Origin of the sequence: Paenibacillus sp. LX16 (assembly GCF_036252815.1) — a bacterium.
In the GTDB taxonomy this organism is placed as follows: Bacteria; Bacillota; Bacilli; order Paenibacillales; family Paenibacillaceae; genus Paenibacillus; species Paenibacillus polymyxa_B.
Map to the genome: position 1 here is coordinate 4,050,894 of NZ_CP141152.1, position 15,848 is coordinate 4,066,741.

16 protein-coding genes are annotated in these 15,848 nt (G+C 44.8%); 3 read left to right on the forward strand and 13 right to left on the reverse strand.

Annotation, left to right across the window (positions count from 1 at the left end; genetic code table 11):
• Window positions 1-75: 75 nt before the first annotated feature.
• Together T3H97_RS18085 and T3H97_RS18090 are read right to left on the reverse strand one after the other, a co-directional pair.
• The gene (locus tag T3H97_RS18085; RefSeq protein WP_328800463.1) at window positions 76-1,161 is read right to left on the reverse strand and encodes a hypothetical protein; all 1,086 of its coding nucleotides are present in this window, start codon (window positions 1,159-1,161) and stop codon (window positions 76-78) included.
• 2 nt (window positions 1,162-1,163) lie between these two features.
• Window positions 1,164-2,156 carry a hypothetical protein gene (locus T3H97_RS18090; protein ID WP_328800464.1) on the reverse strand — a complete coding sequence of 331 codons (993 nt, stop codon included), beginning with the start codon at window positions 2,154-2,156 and terminating at the stop codon, window positions 1,164-1,166.
• Window positions 2,157-2,372: 216 nt separating this feature from the next.
• Here T3H97_RS18090 and T3H97_RS18095 point away from each other — a divergent pair, with 216 nt between their 5' ends.
• Both T3H97_RS18095 and T3H97_RS18100 read left to right on the forward strand, forming a co-directional pair.
• Complete coding sequence (locus tag T3H97_RS18095; protein WP_328800465.1) at window positions 2,373-3,020, forward strand: hypothetical protein; 648 nt, start codon at window positions 2,373-2,375, stop codon at window positions 3,018-3,020.
• A 34-nt stretch (window positions 3,021-3,054) separates the two neighbouring features.
• On the forward strand, window positions 3,055-3,624 hold the full coding sequence (locus T3H97_RS18100) for a DUF1697 domain-containing protein (RefSeq protein ID WP_328800466.1): 570 nt from the start codon (window positions 3,055-3,057) through the stop codon (window positions 3,622-3,624).
• Between the two features lie 110 nt (window positions 3,625-3,734).
• On the opposite strand, the gene T3H97_RS18105 is transcribed toward T3H97_RS18100, so the two are convergent.
• Window positions 3,735-5,480 (reverse strand): methyl-accepting chemotaxis protein, encoded by a 1,746-nt coding sequence (locus T3H97_RS18105; RefSeq protein ID WP_328800467.1) that lies wholly within the window; start codon window positions 5,478-5,480, stop codon window positions 3,735-3,737.
• Window positions 5,481-5,767: 287 nt separating this feature from the next.
• Between T3H97_RS18105 and T3H97_RS18110 the strand changes: the two genes are divergently transcribed.
• Window positions 5,768-6,352 (forward strand): RBBP9/YdeN family alpha/beta hydrolase, encoded by a 585-nt coding sequence (locus T3H97_RS18110; protein ID WP_328800468.1) that lies wholly within the window; start codon window positions 5,768-5,770, stop codon window positions 6,350-6,352.
• Between the two features lie 142 nt (window positions 6,353-6,494).
• On the opposite strand, the gene T3H97_RS18115 is transcribed toward T3H97_RS18110, so the two are convergent.
• From T3H97_RS18115 to T3H97_RS18160, 10 genes are all read right to left on the reverse strand, one after another.
• Window positions 6,495-7,031, reverse strand: coding sequence for an SMI1/KNR4 family protein (locus T3H97_RS18115; RefSeq protein WP_328800469.1), 537 nt, complete (start codon window positions 7,029-7,031; stop codon window positions 6,495-6,497).
• Between the two features lie 67 nt (window positions 7,032-7,098).
• A complete protein-coding gene (locus T3H97_RS18120; RefSeq protein WP_328800470.1) occupies window positions 7,099-7,758 on the reverse strand; it encodes a DUF2625 domain-containing protein in 660 nt (219 codons plus the stop codon).
• Between the two features lie 34 nt (window positions 7,759-7,792).
• Window positions 7,793-8,311, reverse strand: a complete 519-nt coding sequence (locus T3H97_RS18125) for a hypothetical protein (RefSeq protein WP_328800471.1) — start codon at window positions 8,309-8,311, stop codon at window positions 7,793-7,795.
• Between the two features lie 35 nt (window positions 8,312-8,346).
• The gene (locus T3H97_RS18130) at window positions 8,347-9,498 is read right to left on the reverse strand and encodes an immunity 26/phosphotriesterase HocA family protein (RefSeq protein WP_328800472.1); all 1,152 of its coding nucleotides are present in this window, start codon (window positions 9,496-9,498) and stop codon (window positions 8,347-8,349) included.
• Window positions 9,499-9,582: 84 nt separating this feature from the next.
• Complete coding sequence (locus tag T3H97_RS18135; RefSeq protein WP_328800473.1) at window positions 9,583-10,590, reverse strand: phosphotransferase enzyme family protein; 1,008 nt, start codon at window positions 10,588-10,590, stop codon at window positions 9,583-9,585.
• Between the two features lie 328 nt (window positions 10,591-10,918).
• Entirely contained in the window at window positions 10,919-11,362 is a 444-nt protein-coding gene (locus T3H97_RS18140; RefSeq protein ID WP_328800474.1) for an Hsp20/alpha crystallin family protein, read from the reverse strand.
• 214 nt (window positions 11,363-11,576) lie between these two features.
• The gene (locus T3H97_RS18145; protein WP_328800475.1) at window positions 11,577-12,578 is read right to left on the reverse strand and encodes an ABC transporter ATP-binding protein; all 1,002 of its coding nucleotides are present in this window, start codon (window positions 12,576-12,578) and stop codon (window positions 11,577-11,579) included.
• Window positions 12,562-13,551, reverse strand: coding sequence for an ABC transporter ATP-binding protein (locus T3H97_RS18150; protein ID WP_328800476.1), 990 nt, complete (start codon window positions 13,549-13,551; stop codon window positions 12,562-12,564). The genes T3H97_RS18145 and T3H97_RS18150 overlap by 17 nt, the downstream gene beginning before the upstream one ends.
• A gap of 63 nt (window positions 13,552-13,614) precedes the next feature.
• Window positions 13,615-14,550 carry a DUF1177 domain-containing protein gene (locus T3H97_RS18155; RefSeq protein ID WP_103744709.1) on the reverse strand — a complete coding sequence of 312 codons (936 nt, stop codon included), beginning with the start codon at window positions 14,548-14,550 and terminating at the stop codon, window positions 13,615-13,617.
• A 13-nt stretch (window positions 14,551-14,563) separates the two neighbouring features.
• Window positions 14,564-15,835: a M20 family metallopeptidase gene (locus T3H97_RS18160; protein WP_023989677.1), complete on the reverse strand. Its 1,272-nt coding sequence runs from the start codon at window positions 15,833-15,835 to the stop codon at window positions 14,564-14,566.
• Window positions 15,836-15,848 lie beyond the last annotated feature (13 nt).

Below are 15,848 nucleotides of genomic sequence, written 5' to 3' on the forward strand. Positions count from 1 at the left end.
TTTACGCCCCTTTTCAAATGTAATAACTAACGCATATTTTCCCATCTCGCCAGGAAGAAAGCCCGACACTGCCATTTATTCGTAGCTTAAGGCTTTACAACGGCTATCCGGTTTCAATTCAATGAAAATCCCTGCCTCTTGATGGTAAACGAGCGGATACCGCTCCGTATCTACATATTCCCGCACACCGCTTGAAAGCCGCCATACCTGAAGCGGGACTCCTTTCCCCCATAAGAATAATCGGTCACCGCAAATGGCCATATCCGCTTGGGGGTAAGGAAAAGCCCCGTCTTCAACAGGCTTACAATTTAGGGAGGGGATCGCTGGAAGCACACGCCGGTACCCGGGCTGGGTCATATCGAATAGGACAACAGCCGGTTCAACTCCTTCCTCTCCCCAATCTTCCTCCTCCAGCAAATCGGCATCCATCTGTCCCCAAACCGCCAATGTATCGGGGCCTGTCCAGTACACCGGCCCATCCCAATCTATGGTTTGCCAAAGATGGCGAACCGATGGACCATTCTCCGATTCCCATGGATTCAGCAGCCAATCCGATAACGACCAAGTTCGGACCACTCCAATCGGAGCCCACACCCATCCCGTATCCGCAATCCACTTTCCCCCTGGTGAAATCAGCAGCCTCCCATGAAAATAATCTAGATAGTGCTCATTTTTGCTTTCGCTGTTATAAACAGGAGTAGGTCTTGCTGTCAAAAGCATGCCTGTTTCTACATCCGTCAGATCAAGCCGGTTCCATTCCGTCCCATGGACAAGAATACATGCACCATCTTGGTGTACAAATGCCAGGGGAAACATACTTTTATCGTAGTGATATTCGTCCCGTGATAATTGCATTTTTCCTTGAGCATGGACTAAATCATACACTGCCGCATGCCGTCCAAAACGATTGGAGATAGCTACGTAGCTGCCGTCAGAACTGGTAACCATTTGGACAGGTTGCATGGGATTAAAATCAGGAATACAAATACGTGTGCACAATTCTGCGCTGCCAGACCGAAGTTCTAGTCTCCACAGTTCTGCTTGTGTGTTTAGTGCCAGCAGGGTTATGCTTTCCTGAGAGTCGCCCTGTAGTGGATGAATGGCTGTAAGGCGTCCGATAGACGATGGTAAATCAGGTAAAGAAACGTGATGGAATGGCATGATTAATCCCCTTTTACTCTAGATAAATAATAATTTATACCCGCATTTGTGAAGCTTGCTTTATCGACAAAAAATCTGATATCAAGCAATGCAGTCAATACTTTCATAAAAACTCCCGGTTTTTTCTTGCAAAACAACTTAAGATATGTAATTTCGCTAGGATCTCTTTTGAGAACAAAATAGGAGTAATTCATCAAGATCAAATGGGAGATGAACTGCTCTGTTGGAGATTGATGCTCATTGATACAGTCTATCAGCACCTCTAATACCCTATTTTTATTAGATTTGTAGGCTTGCATAAACATCGTTGCTTCTACAAATGGCTTGTTGAAATCATCGAATGGAAAATCATATACATCATGACTACCCAGCATAAAGTTGACCCATTGGCCTTGTAAAAATTTTATTTTTTCCAGCGCTGCTTGTGTATCCATATCCATCTTATTTTTGTTAATATGTTCATGCAAAATGTTAATAAGAATGTGCAGATCATAATATTGTGCGTCTTCCATTCTGTACATGACCCTATTATTTTCAATCGTTAGACGATCATAAATGTCGTCACCTAAACCCAGTTCAAATAAAAGATGTTGAAGGAAAAGTAGTCTGTCCTGAGCAAACGTGAATTCATTGCCTCTCTCTCTTAGATGTGAAACTTGATATTGATAATAAAAACAAAATAAGTTTTTTCTCCTATAAGCAACATCTTTATGTATATCAAAAACATTAAAAATTAACGAAAGCAATCGAATCAGGCGTTCAGCATCCAGTTCCCTTCGAATGACATGATCCATTTTTGTAAATAGCGACCTGTCAAACAGATCATGCCATCGCACTAGAGAAACATAATCCTGCTCGTTTATATTCAGGGTTAATATTCTTAAATTTTGCTCTTGATCAGGATAGGAATAAAATAGATATTCATGATCCAAATCAGAAATACGCTCATTAAAATACGCTCTTAATTTGTAATCGTATATTTTAGAAAATGACATTTCTCTCCTCCTTGCATAGCAAGCCAAACTTCATGTTGAACCTGGCATAACACATTAATCCAAACTCCTATATTGTAAAATTAATCTGGATCGACTGGCAAGGTGGCATAAACACAGAAACGTATGTTCTTCTTTTCTATATTATGATATCTTTATGCTAGAAATGAAACGTTATTGTCGCAGGTCATAGCCTACGATTAGAAAGGAATACACACTATGAAACAGTTAAGCGAAGCGCTGACCCGGTTTGTACACCAGCAAAACTTGTATAATGCAGCCTACGGGCTGTTCCAAGACTACGACATCCAGCCCCGGACGGAAAACCTAGATTGCTGGGACAGACGGATTCCTGTATCCCCTGAGCTTGAGTACCTGTATAGCCACTATGAAATGATCGATGCCAAGGCAGCGGGAACACACAAATTAAAAAACGCGGCAGTTGAAATCGGGGATGCTGCGGTTCTCTTTTTTGCCGCACCAGAACATCTGTATCGCCAACAACTAGGCTATCGCTGGATTACATCTGGTGAGCTTGTCCAAGAATCTTCTTCGTGGCCGCGCCATCATGTCGTGATTGCCACTTTTAATGACGATCCAGTCATTGTCGATACTAGCGGACCCGATTCCCCTGTATATGCTGCATTCGAAGGCGGTGCGCCGCAGCAGGTGGCTGACTCTTTGGCTAACTTCTTTACTGCTCTTTCCATCCTGATTGAAGGTGCCTGTACCTTTAAGGGAGAAGTGAAAGATGAAGAAACATACGAAACCAAAGCAGCATATATCGAGCACGTAAAACCATTGCTGCATCCGCTGTTGAGCGAAAATCAAACTACGTTTTTATTGGAATACCTATCCCTTTCCTAAAAATCCTTTTGGTTAAAGAGAGGTGGAGCTTTTTATGATCTATATCGCATTACTGCGTGGCATTAATGTTGGCGGAAACAACAAAATTGAGATGAAAAAGCTCAAGCAAACGTTTGAAAAGGTTGGCATGGGCCATGTGACGACCTATATCAATTCTGGAAATATCATATTTTCCAGTCAAGGTCAGCCCAACGAGGAATTATCGCTCAAACTGGAACATGCGATTCTGGAGGATTTTAGCTTACCCATCCGTGTCATCGTTCGTAATATGAAGGAGATTCAGACCATTATAGAGGCACTGCCGAATGAATGGTCTAATGATACTCAGATGAAAAGTGATGTAATGTTTCTGTGGGATGAAATTAACGATATTTCTGTTCTGGACAAGCTTCCTTTGAAACCAGGAATTGGGCATGTAATATATACGACCGGGGCCGTTCTGTTTTCTGTCCGCAAGGAACAAGTCACAAAAAGCGGTTTAACGAAATTAGTCGGCACCAAGTTGTATCAGCAAATGACGGTGCGGAATGTGAACACAACACGACAGATTTACAAGCTGATGCAAATGGCTGAACAGGAAGAGTTACGAGATACGAGCTCCTGACTGTAGTCCAAAAGCAACCTTAGAAGAGTAAACTCAAAAGGGAGCCTTTTTACGGCTCCCCAACTGTTCTTCGATGTAATATTTTCCCTAGTCTATGGGTGTTGATCTTATTAAATTTTAAAACCTTCAACCAGCTCATTCAGTCGGGCAGCGCTTTCCTTCACCTGATCAGACTGGTGTGCCACTTCAAGAGATTTCTCCGTCGATGAAACCATATTCTCTGCAATGTGCTGAGTGGATACAGCGGACTGTTCGCTGGCTGTTGCAATCTCATGGATTGCTCTCACCATGGTTTGGATCGTTGCATTCACCTGCTTAGAGGTGGCGTTCAAATCATTGACCGTGTTCGTATGCTCCACGGCATCATTGTAATATTGTCCTGCTGTATCCTCAAGCAGCTGATAATCCTTGCCCACCTTAGCTTGCAGGAAGTGCAGTAATTCTTCGGCATTAGTAGTTAAATTCTCTACAGATTGCACAACTTCTTGAGTAACACTCTGAATTTGGTCTACCGCGTGTTTGGAGCCGTCTGCCAACTTGCGAATCTCGTTAGCCACAACCGCAAACCCTCGACCTGACTCACCCGCACGAGCCGCTTCAATGGATGCATTTAGAGCCAGCAAATTGGTTTGTGCCGTAATTTCTAAGATGGACTGAGAAAGTAAACGAATTTGGTCTACGCCCTTGGCTCGTTCTAGCGCTTCCTTCATCTTTTCATTGGCCTTCCGGTAAATTTCCTTGGCTGCTTTATTGGATTCACTAGCCGCATGCTTCAATGTTTCGGCTTTTACACTTGTATCATGGGCAGACTGAGCTCTTTCTTGAGTTTTGACCGAAATGTACTCTGCTGCCCGCTGCATTTCTTCCGCAGAATGGTTCATATTTTCGGTGTATGCCGAAGTCTCTTCCATAGCTGCTGACAGCTGTTCGACCGTGGCAGATACATCTCTAATCCGCTCATTGAGATCTGTCATATTATGATTCGTCTGGTCACTCAGTTGGTTAATTTGGCGTGACTCATTGATAACCCCCGTTATGACCATTGAGGTTGAATCTGTCATTTGTTGAATGGCACGAGCAATGACAGCGATCTCATTATTTCCTTTGAGCAAGGCAGGATCAAGGGCTGCCGTTAAATTGCCTTGGGTAATCTCATCACAGTATTTCGTAATGGTACTCATCCGAAAACGGATATTTCGAATGGCCGCAAAGGAGATAGTGATAAGAATAGCCAGCACGAGTGCCAGAACCGTGATCAAAACAATTGTACGCATTTTAATCTCATTTTGCGTATTTTGATATAAGTTGGCGGATTGCTCATTGTTATAATCTGAAATCGTAGTCAGCATCGTAACAATTGCCGTACTGGATTTATTAATCCGGCCTCTCTCTTCCGTGTCATACGTTCCGCTATTTTTTTTGACTGCCATGATTTGCTCAATATCCTGATAATATGTGTCTATACTCCCCCGTAGTTCCTCGTACAATTTCTGTTCCTTAGCATCCAAATTCCTTTGTGAGAATTCATTTAGTCCGGTTGTAACGCTATCTTTTCCTTTCTGCACCTGCTTATACTGTTTATCTGTGTACTCCTTATTGTCGAGTATTTTTGTATAATTAGCCCGCATATTATAGAAATCACTTTTGACTTCAAGAATATTCGTTTGGTGTTGAAAGCGATCCACATACAAAATACCTTGACCCTCTTTAGCTTGATACATCCCGATAACCCCTACCAACGATACAATGAGTAAACCCACTAAGCTGATTACAATCATGGAGATCATCGTTGTCGTAACCTTTAAATCTCTAAAACCCTTCCCTTTTTTAGTCCTGTCTGATAGCTTGTTACTCATCCAAACCCCTCCAGATCGTCTATGGATAATAGTTCACGCTGCAGATCACAGAACGTGATGATATATATATCTATATATCGGTAGAAAGCGCTTAAATTTATAAGTAAAATAACGGTACTGCAAAAATAAGAATATTATAGTAGGCAAATTCATATTTGGATTTGCTATGTAACTCAAAATTTTAGATACTCATGGGCTTAAAGAATTTGCTAAACTAGAAGAGGAGTCCTTACACGACGTGGGGCACATATAAACAACGAACGCTAAATGATGGGAGAGAAATTATTGTGACAAACATACCAAATAAAAAACAAGTATATATAATCCACGGATACACAGCTTCGCCAGCCGATCATTGGTTCCCTTGGTTACAAGACAAATTACAGGAAGATGGGGTATCGGTAGATATACTGGAGATGCCCAACTCGCAATCCCCCAAACTTAATGAGTGGATCGAGCATCTACTACAAAATATTAAAGTTCTACATAAAGACACCTATTTTATTGGTCATAGCTTGGGATGTGTATCCATATTAAGGTACCTGCAGCAAGTAAATATCCCGGAACCACTGGGTGGTGGCGTTTTCGTTTCCGGTTTTACTGACCCAGTGCCAAGCCTACCATCATTAGATGAGTTTACAAATGACCATTTGGATTATCAGCACATTATGGATTCACTAAAGGCGCGTGCAGCTATTGCTTCAAAGGACGACACGATTGTCCCCTTTACACTCAGTAAGAAACTAGCGGAAGATATCCAGGCTGATTTTCACGAAGTAGACCATGGAGGACACTTTTTACAAAGTGACGGTTTTACCACCTTACCGATGGTACATCAAGTGTTAATTGAAATGATGAATGCAAATAAGTAGCATGACAGGCTTAGTTTGAAAACTTACATAACCCGCAAAATGGAACCGGCGAAGGGTTCATTATTGCGGGTTATGTAATCACATCTAGAATACGTACGTCTTAACAAGGAGTCGCTCCACAGATGTACTTATAGTCAATACATCAATACAATGCCCATTTTTCCGTACACAGCTCTATAAATGAATGGGCAACCTGTTCACATTCGTCATATCCCAAACTACCAGAATGAGCAAAAAGAGCGGGATACTCATTGTTTCTTTTTTCCTCTCTCATATCAAACATATAGTGGTTTCCGCACCCATCCATCGCAAATGACACGGCACCCGGCATATAATGCGGCAGCTCGTAGGCAAGGTTCATTTCTCTCAAATCTTCGGTATTAAAAAACTGAAAATAGCGTTCACCATTTTGAAACTCCCCGCCGTTAGAGTATTTCAAAAAATCCATATAGCTGTCAGGAAATTGCCCTTGGGGCAGAAGCCAGCCCGCAGGATCTAAAGGTTTATATTGATCATGGAATGGAGACGATTTTGGAAAAGGGTTCACTTGTCTTTGCTTGATTTCGTGAATCTCTTGCTCGGATAGCTTTATGTTCCATGTTTTCAAAAAATTCGCGATTTGTTCATCAGTTGCTTCCGGACTTTTTACAAACGGCTGTTCAAATTGAATACTCCACATATGTGCAAACCTCCAAACCTCGATGCCTCTAAAAGTTATTGTTTCTACCTTTTCAATCTTTTACGAGCTATTCCTTATCCACTACCGCCTGCCATGCTTTTGTAATGTCTATAGGCGACTTGCTGCTGGTCTCCCCTCCACCTTCCTGGGTCCATAGCGGCGGATAATATGCAAATACCTCTCCTGGCTGAAGTTGCTCCATATCCTTCTGCCAACCGTTCCAGCGGAATGTCTGGTAGAACAAGCCCAAATCTCCCTCAGCCAACCAGCTCAAGAAACCGGAATAGGCCAGCTCAGTGGATTCCCATTCCAATGCATCTGGTGCAAAATAGTAGATATGGCCGCTACGTCCGAATTTCCCTATATCCAATCCAAAAAATCCACCTGCTGCATCATAGGCAACAATCAGCATCCCCTCAAGTGCAGAAACACTTTCCGGCTCTTGAAGCCCGTTCCATGAGGTCAAGCTACCAAAAATTCCAGACCCACCCGCACCCAGCAAGGTGATCCAACCGTAATCAAACACGATTCCTCCTGTCTCATAGGCAACTGTTCCCAAATACGATTTCGTACTCACCTGCAAACGGTACAGCGTGTCCCCCGTAGCGGATTCCGATTTGGCCGATACAATGTGATGTGAATTTCGGCCTTCTTTCAGGATATTTCTGACCTCTTCCCATGCATGGTTGTCCTGATCCACCAGTTCATCAACCGTTAACGTATGCATGTTCATTCCCCTTCCCGTATTCCAATATCCTCTTTCAACCTGCGAACTGATTTTTAGAAACCTGCGTTTGATCTAAAATCACCCACTGATTTACTTCGTCGTATCCTTTTACAATTGCCGTGACCTCATGCTTCGGATACATCCACTCGGATGGTGTCTTTTCCTCATATGTACGAGTGTCTGACAATCCGACCGCATGATGCTGGAAAATATGAATAAGCGTACCGTGTGGGAAAAATGCTTCAATATAACCCTTTACCTTAGTCCCAACGGGCAGTACATTTTTGATTTGATGCCATTCCTTGTTGAAGGTGTGAAGATTATTAGACCAGACTTCTTCAAACTCTTTTTTTGTAATTTTCGTATAATAGGGCTCTGTATCATCAATCGCTTTCTCAGCTAAAAGGAAATGATACTGCTCGTGCTTGCGATTAGAGGCGATATACGTGCCATCATCTTGGATTACAATTTGTCGATAGGCTACTCCATCTGAATCTATTTCAAAATACCAGGTTCCCATGCCTGGTTCCGGACAATCCTTAAGATATTTCATTGGTCCCTCCTATTAAAAAATTCAATTCGTTTGTATCACTTTTTCCCGCCATAGGTTCTTGCCAAATATGCGAGATATTCCGAACGCGTCAGTTCTCCCGTTTGACGGTTGAACTCATCATACGAAATGTCTTCCGGGAATCCGAATTCGGCCAGTGCTTTTCGACGTTCATCCCGATGTAACGGATTATCCAGCGTTTTGTGCCACGCCCGCTCTTCCCAGGAGCCAAAACAGTCGGCAACGACACTTGAATACACACCGTTATTTGAAAATTTTCGCGAGGACTTGAACACGGTCTCCCCTTCCGGTTTGAAAACCGTGCCCGTTCCCCATGACAGACTATATGTTTTTTCTTTTCTACTATCCGTACTACAGCCATAGCCGATGGGGAACACAATATCCTCTTCCACTAACAGCTTATGTCCAACCCGCTCGTAGGCACCCCGCATAAAGGAATCATCCATAACAATCCAGGTCGTTTCGGATAACGGGGCGGATGTGATAGATTCCAAAGCTGTTGAACGGTCACGACTCGTAAACAAATATGGACGTACGAATAAAGGCATGGTCATGACACTGTTCCAAATGCTCTCCTCTGCAAACAACTGATCCTTTTGCATTTGGCGCAAATCTCCAATGACCAGTACATATCCATCTGTGAATAGGTCTATTTCCACGCGGAAGATGTCTCCCGGGACCGTTTTATAACGCTGGTTTTTCATATGCTTCAGTCGGTGCAACCTGCGATCGTAATCCTTGGGCACAAGTGACGGATATTGCTGAAGCCAATCGATGATCTCTTCTTTACTATGTAAATGCTCACATCCCGTAATAGGGAGTTTCACACCCGTTTTGCTATTCACAGCAGTAACATAACTAAGAGGACGATCCCTTCGAATGCCTGTTGAAAAGGTTATGCCTTCTGCCTTGATGCTCGATACACTTGTGTAATTCAGCTTTTTCTCTTTGCCACGAGCCGTTTTAGGCAAAACAAATGCCCGGTCACGCGTAAGAATCTCTACATCGGTTTCTCCATAGGTATCCTCAGTGGAAGAAATTCGCTTGCGAATGACATCCCCATCCATACAAATAAAGTATCCTTCTTTAATTTCTACCACGTCCCAATGCTCTTCCAGCGTCTCCAGCCCGAAGTACGGTCGTAACGCGTTCGTTAGCCAACGATTCATCTGTTCCTCCAGTTTCGAGTACATTTCAATGCACCCAGGCTCAATTTTCCCAAAGATTATAACATAACGCGGTATTTAGCTCGTTTATTCATACACTGTTCCAGCTTGAACCAACTCCTCCTGAATCCAGCTACTGCTGGTAGAAAGCTGGAGCAAGTCGACAGAGATCTGTTTGACCTGCTCTTGCAGTACATGTGACTGATCCGTTCCTTCCAGAAAGCGACTCAAAAAATGAAGAAATACGTCTACCTTCCTAAGCAGCATCAAAATAGGCAAAGCATCAATCTCGTTGTGGCTTAGATGAACCTGGCGGCTGAAGCCTCGGCAAAAATCCCGAACTGCTGTCGTCTCCTCCGGTTGTCCCAAAAATCCAGATAAGATGACCGCCGGCTCCATGACCCGAACGTCTAGCGTACAAAATTCAAAATCAAGCAGTGCAGTTACTAGACTATGATCCGAATCCTTTACTAACAAATTGGAAGCGTTCAAGTCTCCATGTACAAGCTGATGCGGCAACTCTTCTAATGCATGAAGCGAATCTGTAATCTCTTCATAAGCTGCTCCTATTAACCGCAGCTCTTCATGCAAATCCTTTAGAGGCTCAGGCGGATGTAAACAAAAGCCTTGAACCGTTTCCCGGTTACACACTGGATAGGATTGCTGCAAAGCATAATACGGTCGATAGACTGGAGTCATATCAAGATTGAATGTCGCAAGCACAGTAGATAATTCCCCCGTAGTCTCGCCCAAAGAATAGGCAAAGCTCGAATCCTGCTCCAGGGGTGATATGCCTTCTATGTATTTGAACAGACACACATATTTGCCGCTTTCCTTCTCCAGTTGAGCAAGCGTCTCTCCCGTGACCGTTGGAATAGGCTGGGGTATCCTGAATGATAGAGAATGCTTACTCAGCTCCTGCAAAACCGCATGCTCAAATTCAATTTTATCCCGATCCCTGTGTGTATCGTAGACGCGCAGCACCCCGCTTCGTCCACCACTCTTAACAAAATACGTCGTATTATTCCACCCCCCGGTTCGTTTCTGTAGCGTTCCGTTCCACTCCGGCCAGTGACGTCTTAGTATTGCTTCCAAGGATGTATCCTCCCTTCTTCGTGTCCATAGCATCGGCTGACTCCGGCATGCGAGAAGTATGGTTATAATAGCTTAGCAGGTAATTTCATTATTTTAGCATAGCAGATAGCCTATTTTATAGCAGAGGGCGACTCTAATTCATAAGAATTTAAACCGAAGGAGGAATACCTCCTCCGCAAGCTAAGCGTCACTGTATTTATCCTAAGTTTTTCCAGTAATATTAAGGACAGTTAAAAGGCTCAATTACAATGTAATCGAGTCTTTTAAACAGGACGTACACAAAAAAACAGGACTGATTAATCAGCCCTGTCTTGTACATCATACCCCTTTAGTCAATCTGGATCTGTCTGCGGGAACGATCGTCACCCTGACGTTTAGGAATTTCAAGTTTCAATACACCTTGATCCAGTTTTGCCTTAATGCCTTCTTCATCAACATGATCCACATAGAAGCGTCGGACAAATTCCCCTGAACGGCGCTCCCGTCGAATCATTTTATTCGTATCATCCTTCTCTTCATGATATTCATTCCGTTTAGCACGGATCGTCAAATAATTATGGGCAATATCGATGTCGATATCTTCTTTTGCAATGCCTGGAAGCTCAGCTTCCACCAGATATTTGTCGTTTTCTTCACGAATATCCGTCCGAAATGTCTGAGAGTTGCTGCTAAATGGAGCAAGCCAGTGGTCATCAACCATACCATTGAAGGATTTAAACATTTGTCCAAAGAAGTCTTCATTTCTTTTACGAAATGGGATCAGATCAAACATGAAAATCAGCTCCTTTTAATTGGTTGTTGTTTGTGTTCCTTACGATTCATATTATAGTACCGAATAGAGCGAGGCTCAAAGTTCAAAAGAGGCTGAAAATACTGAAATAACCCGATCCTAAGCGATCTGTCAAAAATAGTTTTAGATTTCAATCAATTTGACCTTTTTTGACCTTTTGACTTCACAAGAGACTACATATTCTTTGGCAGCCAGCTCAGGCTTGCCCTGCTATCGCTTGTTCCGGTGTAGAAGCTGGGTACAAGTGACAGGCTACCTGCCGCCCCGGTGCAGCTTCGGCAAAGATGGGCTGTACTTTGCTGCATATCTCCATGGCTGCCGGGCAGCGATTATGAAACGCACAGCCACTTGGCGGATTTTCTGGACTGGGCACATCCCCTTTAAGTACAATCCGATCACGTTCCGCTTCCGGATCAGCTACAGGTACCGCAGACATTAACGCCTTTGTATACGGGTGCAGCGGCTCTCTGAACACTGCTTGGGTCGGTGCGAGTTCGACCAGCTTGCCCAGGTACATCACACCCACGCGGTCGCTGATAAATTTGACGACCGACAGATCATGGGAAATGAACATATACGTCAGGTCATATTGTTTTTGCAGGTCCTTCATCAGATTGAGCACTTGCGCCTGAATCGACACATCGAGGGCCGAGACTGGCTCGTCACACACGATAAATTTGGGATGAAGCGCCAGTGCCCGTGCGATCCCGATCCGCTGACGTTGACCACCCGAGAACTCATGCGGATAACGATGTGCATGATAAGGAGACAATCCGACCACTTCGAGCAGCTCGTCCACCCGCTCTTTGAGCTGCGTTTTGCTTAGCTTTTCATGCGTGATGAGCGGTTCTTCCAGCACCTGCTGTACTGTCCATCTGGGATCAAGCGAAGCAAACGGATCTTGAAACACCATCTGCATATCCGTTCTGAATTTGCGCAGCTGCTCTGTGTTTAGCTTACGTATATCCGTGCCATTAAACAGAATCTCTCCATCCGTCGGTTCGATCAATCTGAGTATTGCCCTTCCAGTTGTGGATTTGCCGCAGCCGGATTCTCCTACGATTGCCAGGGTTTCACCCTGCTGTACAGTCAGGTTAATACCATCCACCGCTTTGACTGCTCCCACTTGTTTGGAAAAAAGTCCTTTTTTGATCGGATAGTGTTTTTTCAAATTACGTATTTCAAGCAGTGTACTCATGATATCCCTCCTGCTGTAGCAAGCAGCGGCTTTTGTGTCCGGGTTCCACTTCTGTAAGCTCCGGGGCCTCTGCACGGCAAATTTCCTTAGCAAACTGACAACGCGGTGCAAAGCGGCAGCCTTTTGGCATATCGAGCGGGTTGGGAACCTGGCCCGGAATGGAAGCCAGACGCTCCTGATCACTGTTCAATTGCGGCAGTGAGGCTAGCAAACTTTGTGTATAGGGATGCTTGGGATCTTTAAAAAGCGTTTTAACATCCGTTTCTTCTACGACTTGTCCGGCATACATAATCACGACCCGATCGCACATTTCAGCAACGACACCAAGGTCATGAGTAATCATCAGAATGGAAGTTCCTTCGGACTTCTGTAGCTCACGCATCAAGTCAAGAATCTGTGCTTGAATGGTTACATCGAGTGCCGTTGTCGGTTCATCGGCGATCAGCAACTTCGGATTGCACACCATCGCCATCGCAATCATCACCCGTTGGCGCATACCGCCCGAGAGTTCATGCGGATAAGAAGCGGCTACTTTTTCTGGACGTGGAATTCCTACTTTCGTCAGCATTTCCACAGCCATGTCTTTTGCTTTGTGTTTGCTTACACCGTGGTGGTAGCGGGCAGACTCCGCAATTTGCTTGCCGATTTTGAACACAGGATTTAGCGAAGTCATGGGCTCCTGAAAAATCATAGCCATCTCGTTGCCACGAATCGAGCGCATTTTCCGCTCCGAAAAATCCAGCATGTTTTCACCGTTAAACCGTACTTCCCCAGCGACTACTTTCCCAAGTCCCTTGGGGAGGAGCTGCATAATGGAAAGGGAGGTAATGCTCTTGCCGCACCCAGATTCGCCAACGATTCCGAGTGTTTCGCCTTTGCCAACCGATAGATCGACGCCGTCCACAGCCCGGATGGTGCCAGCCCCAGTCTTGAACTCCGTCCGGAGGTTGGTTACTTCAAGCAGTTGTGTCATGCCCTCTTCCTCCTTCTTGTCCATCATTGAACCTTCATGTTCTTTTTATCTTAGGGAATAAGCTTATTCAGACTTACCCATCGTTTGCAGATGCTTCATGGTACCGTACAATTTAGTAATATGTTGAAACTCCTTTTCCGAATGAAAAGAGCATTGCCCACGTCCATAAGCTTTGGCTGTTTCTACAGCCAATTTGGCCGCCAGCGCAATATCGCTTTCGTGGCTGGCCCCCGTTGCACTGCCTGGGACAGGAGCAGCGGCCGTGATGGCTACACCAACCACTGGAGCGGAAGTGGCCACCGCTGGCTGCAAAATGCTGTTGATGTGATACAGGTCGTTACCATAAGGTGTGATATCCTGCGTTGTTACAGCAAACGTGACACAGGGTTCGCCAGTAACAGTCTGAACAATATCAACGAGGTCTTCACTAATTCGTAGCACATAGCCTTCACGTACCGTCGGGGAAATGGCAATACCTTTATGGTTAATGACCCGATTCCCTTTGGTCGTATCAATGGACAGAATCGCTTCCATTTCGGGTGTCACTTCATATTTGTTCATCGTCAAAATATCTACGGGTGAATCCATAAATGGAACCGGATCATGGGGCTGAGTGGGTGCATCTGGACAAATATGTGTACAGATGATCACGTCTCCATCAAGCACATCTCCTTTGGACTGCATGCTCAAAAGTTTAGCCGCCGCCGAAATTGCCGCTGCCGCACCGTCACCATCGGATACAAATCCGATCATCTCCGGTCGTGCTCCAAGTCCACCAAGTCGCCCTACTACACCCAAGGTTGGAGAATCGCCCCCCTGAATGCGACCCGTTTTACCGGCAATGACAATTTTAATAAAATCCGTAGACCCCTTTTCACCTTTCACGGTGGAGACCGTAATCTCCGCTTGACCCAGTTGTTCCAAATAAGCTTTGACTTCTGCCCCGCTGGCAAACGGACTATCCAAAAGGTCATAAACTTCAAAAACTTGTTTCATCATACGGCAGATCCCCTTATGCTTCTTTTTGTGTTGTTTTCAGATATTTAAGCGCCGTCAAGGCGTATACTTTCGCAGATTGAATGATCTGCCATACCGGAGCTTTTTCATTAAAATTGTGAATGGTCGACAGTTCGGCAGGACCGTATTGCAATACCGGGATATTGTATTTGCGGAATGCACGTGCGTCGCTGGTTGCCCATTGCAGTACGCCATAGGCCTCTTTACCGCTGACCTCAGCGATAGATTCCACAAGCTCCTGTACAATCGGCTCGGTTGGAGGGGTCCAGTTGGCATTACCATAAAATCCGAATTGTTTGGGTTCCGCGTCAATGCCTACACTTGCAAGCAATTCTTTGGCTTTGGCCAGTACATCCCGGTGGTCTACGCCAAATGGAACACGGGAATCCACTTGCACTGTGCAACGGTCTGCAACCACATTGACTTTGGTGCCTCCCTGAATCGTACCAATGTTCACTGTTACATGATCAAACGCTTGTCCATAGCTTGGGTTCTCCCGTTCACTTGCATAACGCTTGGAAATTTCAATGATCTCTTTGACTTCTTCCGGGATGTCCGGCTTGATGTCCCACAGTTGTTGCAGCGCTTCAATTCCTTTTGCTGCCTTCAAAATAGCACTTTCACCTGCTATCGGCTGCAAACTGCCATGACCCGGTGTGCCTTCAACGGTAAATTCAAACCAGCAGCTTCCTTTTTGCCCGATGGTCGGGTTTTGCGGGCCTGAAGGCTCTGCGATCACAGCAGCTGTTCCTTCAATCAGCTTTCTTTCCAGCACCCAAGGTACTCCAAGATGTCCCCCGGTTTCCTCATCTGGAACTACAAGCAACGACAACGCACCTTCGAGTGGTACGCCTAGTTTGGAGAACAGCGCAACGGTAAATATTAATCCGCCCAGTCCGGCTTTCATGTCCGAAGCACCGCGACCCAGGAGATAGCCATCACGTATTTCACCACAAAACGGATCAAAATCCCAACGAGTACGATCCCCTGCCGGCACAACGTCTGTATGCCCACAGAAAATCAGTTTTTTTCCGTCCGCCGTTTCAGCGCCATAATCAGAAATGAGATTCCACATATTCGGCCCGGATTCATGCACCGTTGTTTCTATACCTGCTTCTTTAAGATAGTCCATAATGAACTGACTAATTTCGCGTGAATCACCTGGAGGATTTTCCGAAGGAAATTGAATCAACCGCGAGCATAGCTCAAGCAATTCGTCCTGCCGTTTATCTATTTCATCAAGAACTAACGTTTTCCAATCTGTCATTTCCATTCAGTCC

Bases quoted from the DNA above. Each gene is read 5' to 3' on its own strand.
- T3H97_RS18085 (WP_328800463.1), bottom strand. From the start codon at position 1,161: ATGCCATTCCATCACGTTTCTTTACCTGATTTACCATCGTCTATCGGA.
- T3H97_RS18090 (WP_328800464.1), bottom strand. From the start codon at position 2,156: ATGTCATTTTCTAAAATATACGATTACAAATTAAGAGCGTATTTTAAT.
- T3H97_RS18095 (WP_328800465.1), top strand. From the start codon at position 2,373: ATGAAACAGTTAAGCGAAGCGCTGACCCGGTTTGTACACCAGCAAAAC.
- T3H97_RS18100 (WP_328800466.1), top strand. From the start codon at position 3,055: ATGATCTATATCGCATTACTGCGTGGCATTAATGTTGGCGGAAACAAC.
- T3H97_RS18105 (WP_328800467.1), bottom strand. From the start codon at position 5,480: ATGAGTAACAAGCTATCAGACAGGACTAAAAAAGGGAAGGGTTTTAGA.
- T3H97_RS18115 (WP_328800469.1), bottom strand. From the start codon at position 7,031: ATGTGGAGTATTCAATTTGAACAGCCGTTTGTAAAAAGTCCGGAAGCA.
- T3H97_RS18120 (WP_328800470.1), bottom strand. From the start codon at position 7,758: ATGCATACGTTAACGGTTGATGAACTGGTGGATCAGGACAACCATGCA.
- T3H97_RS18125 (WP_328800471.1), bottom strand. From the start codon at position 8,311: ATGAAATATCTTAAGGATTGTCCGGAACCAGGCATGGGAACCTGGTAT.
- T3H97_RS18130 (WP_328800472.1), bottom strand. From the start codon at position 9,498: ATGAATCGTTGGCTAACGAACGCGTTACGACCGTACTTCGGGCTGGAG.
- T3H97_RS18140 (WP_328800474.1), bottom strand. From the start codon at position 11,362: ATGTTTGATCTGATCCCATTTCGTAAAAGAAATGAAGACTTCTTTGGA.
- T3H97_RS18145 (WP_328800475.1), bottom strand. From the start codon at position 12,578: ATGAGTACACTGCTTGAAATACGTAATTTGAAAAAACACTATCCGATC.
- T3H97_RS18150 (WP_328800476.1), bottom strand. From the start codon at position 13,551: ATGACACAACTGCTTGAAGTAACCAACCTCCGGACGGAGTTCAAGACT.
- T3H97_RS18155 (WP_103744709.1), bottom strand. From the start codon at position 14,550: ATGATGAAACAAGTTTTTGAAGTTTATGACCTTTTGGATAGTCCGTTT.
- T3H97_RS18160 (WP_023989677.1), bottom strand. From the start codon at position 15,835: ATGACAGATTGGAAAACGTTAGTTCTTGATGAAATAGATAAACGGCAG.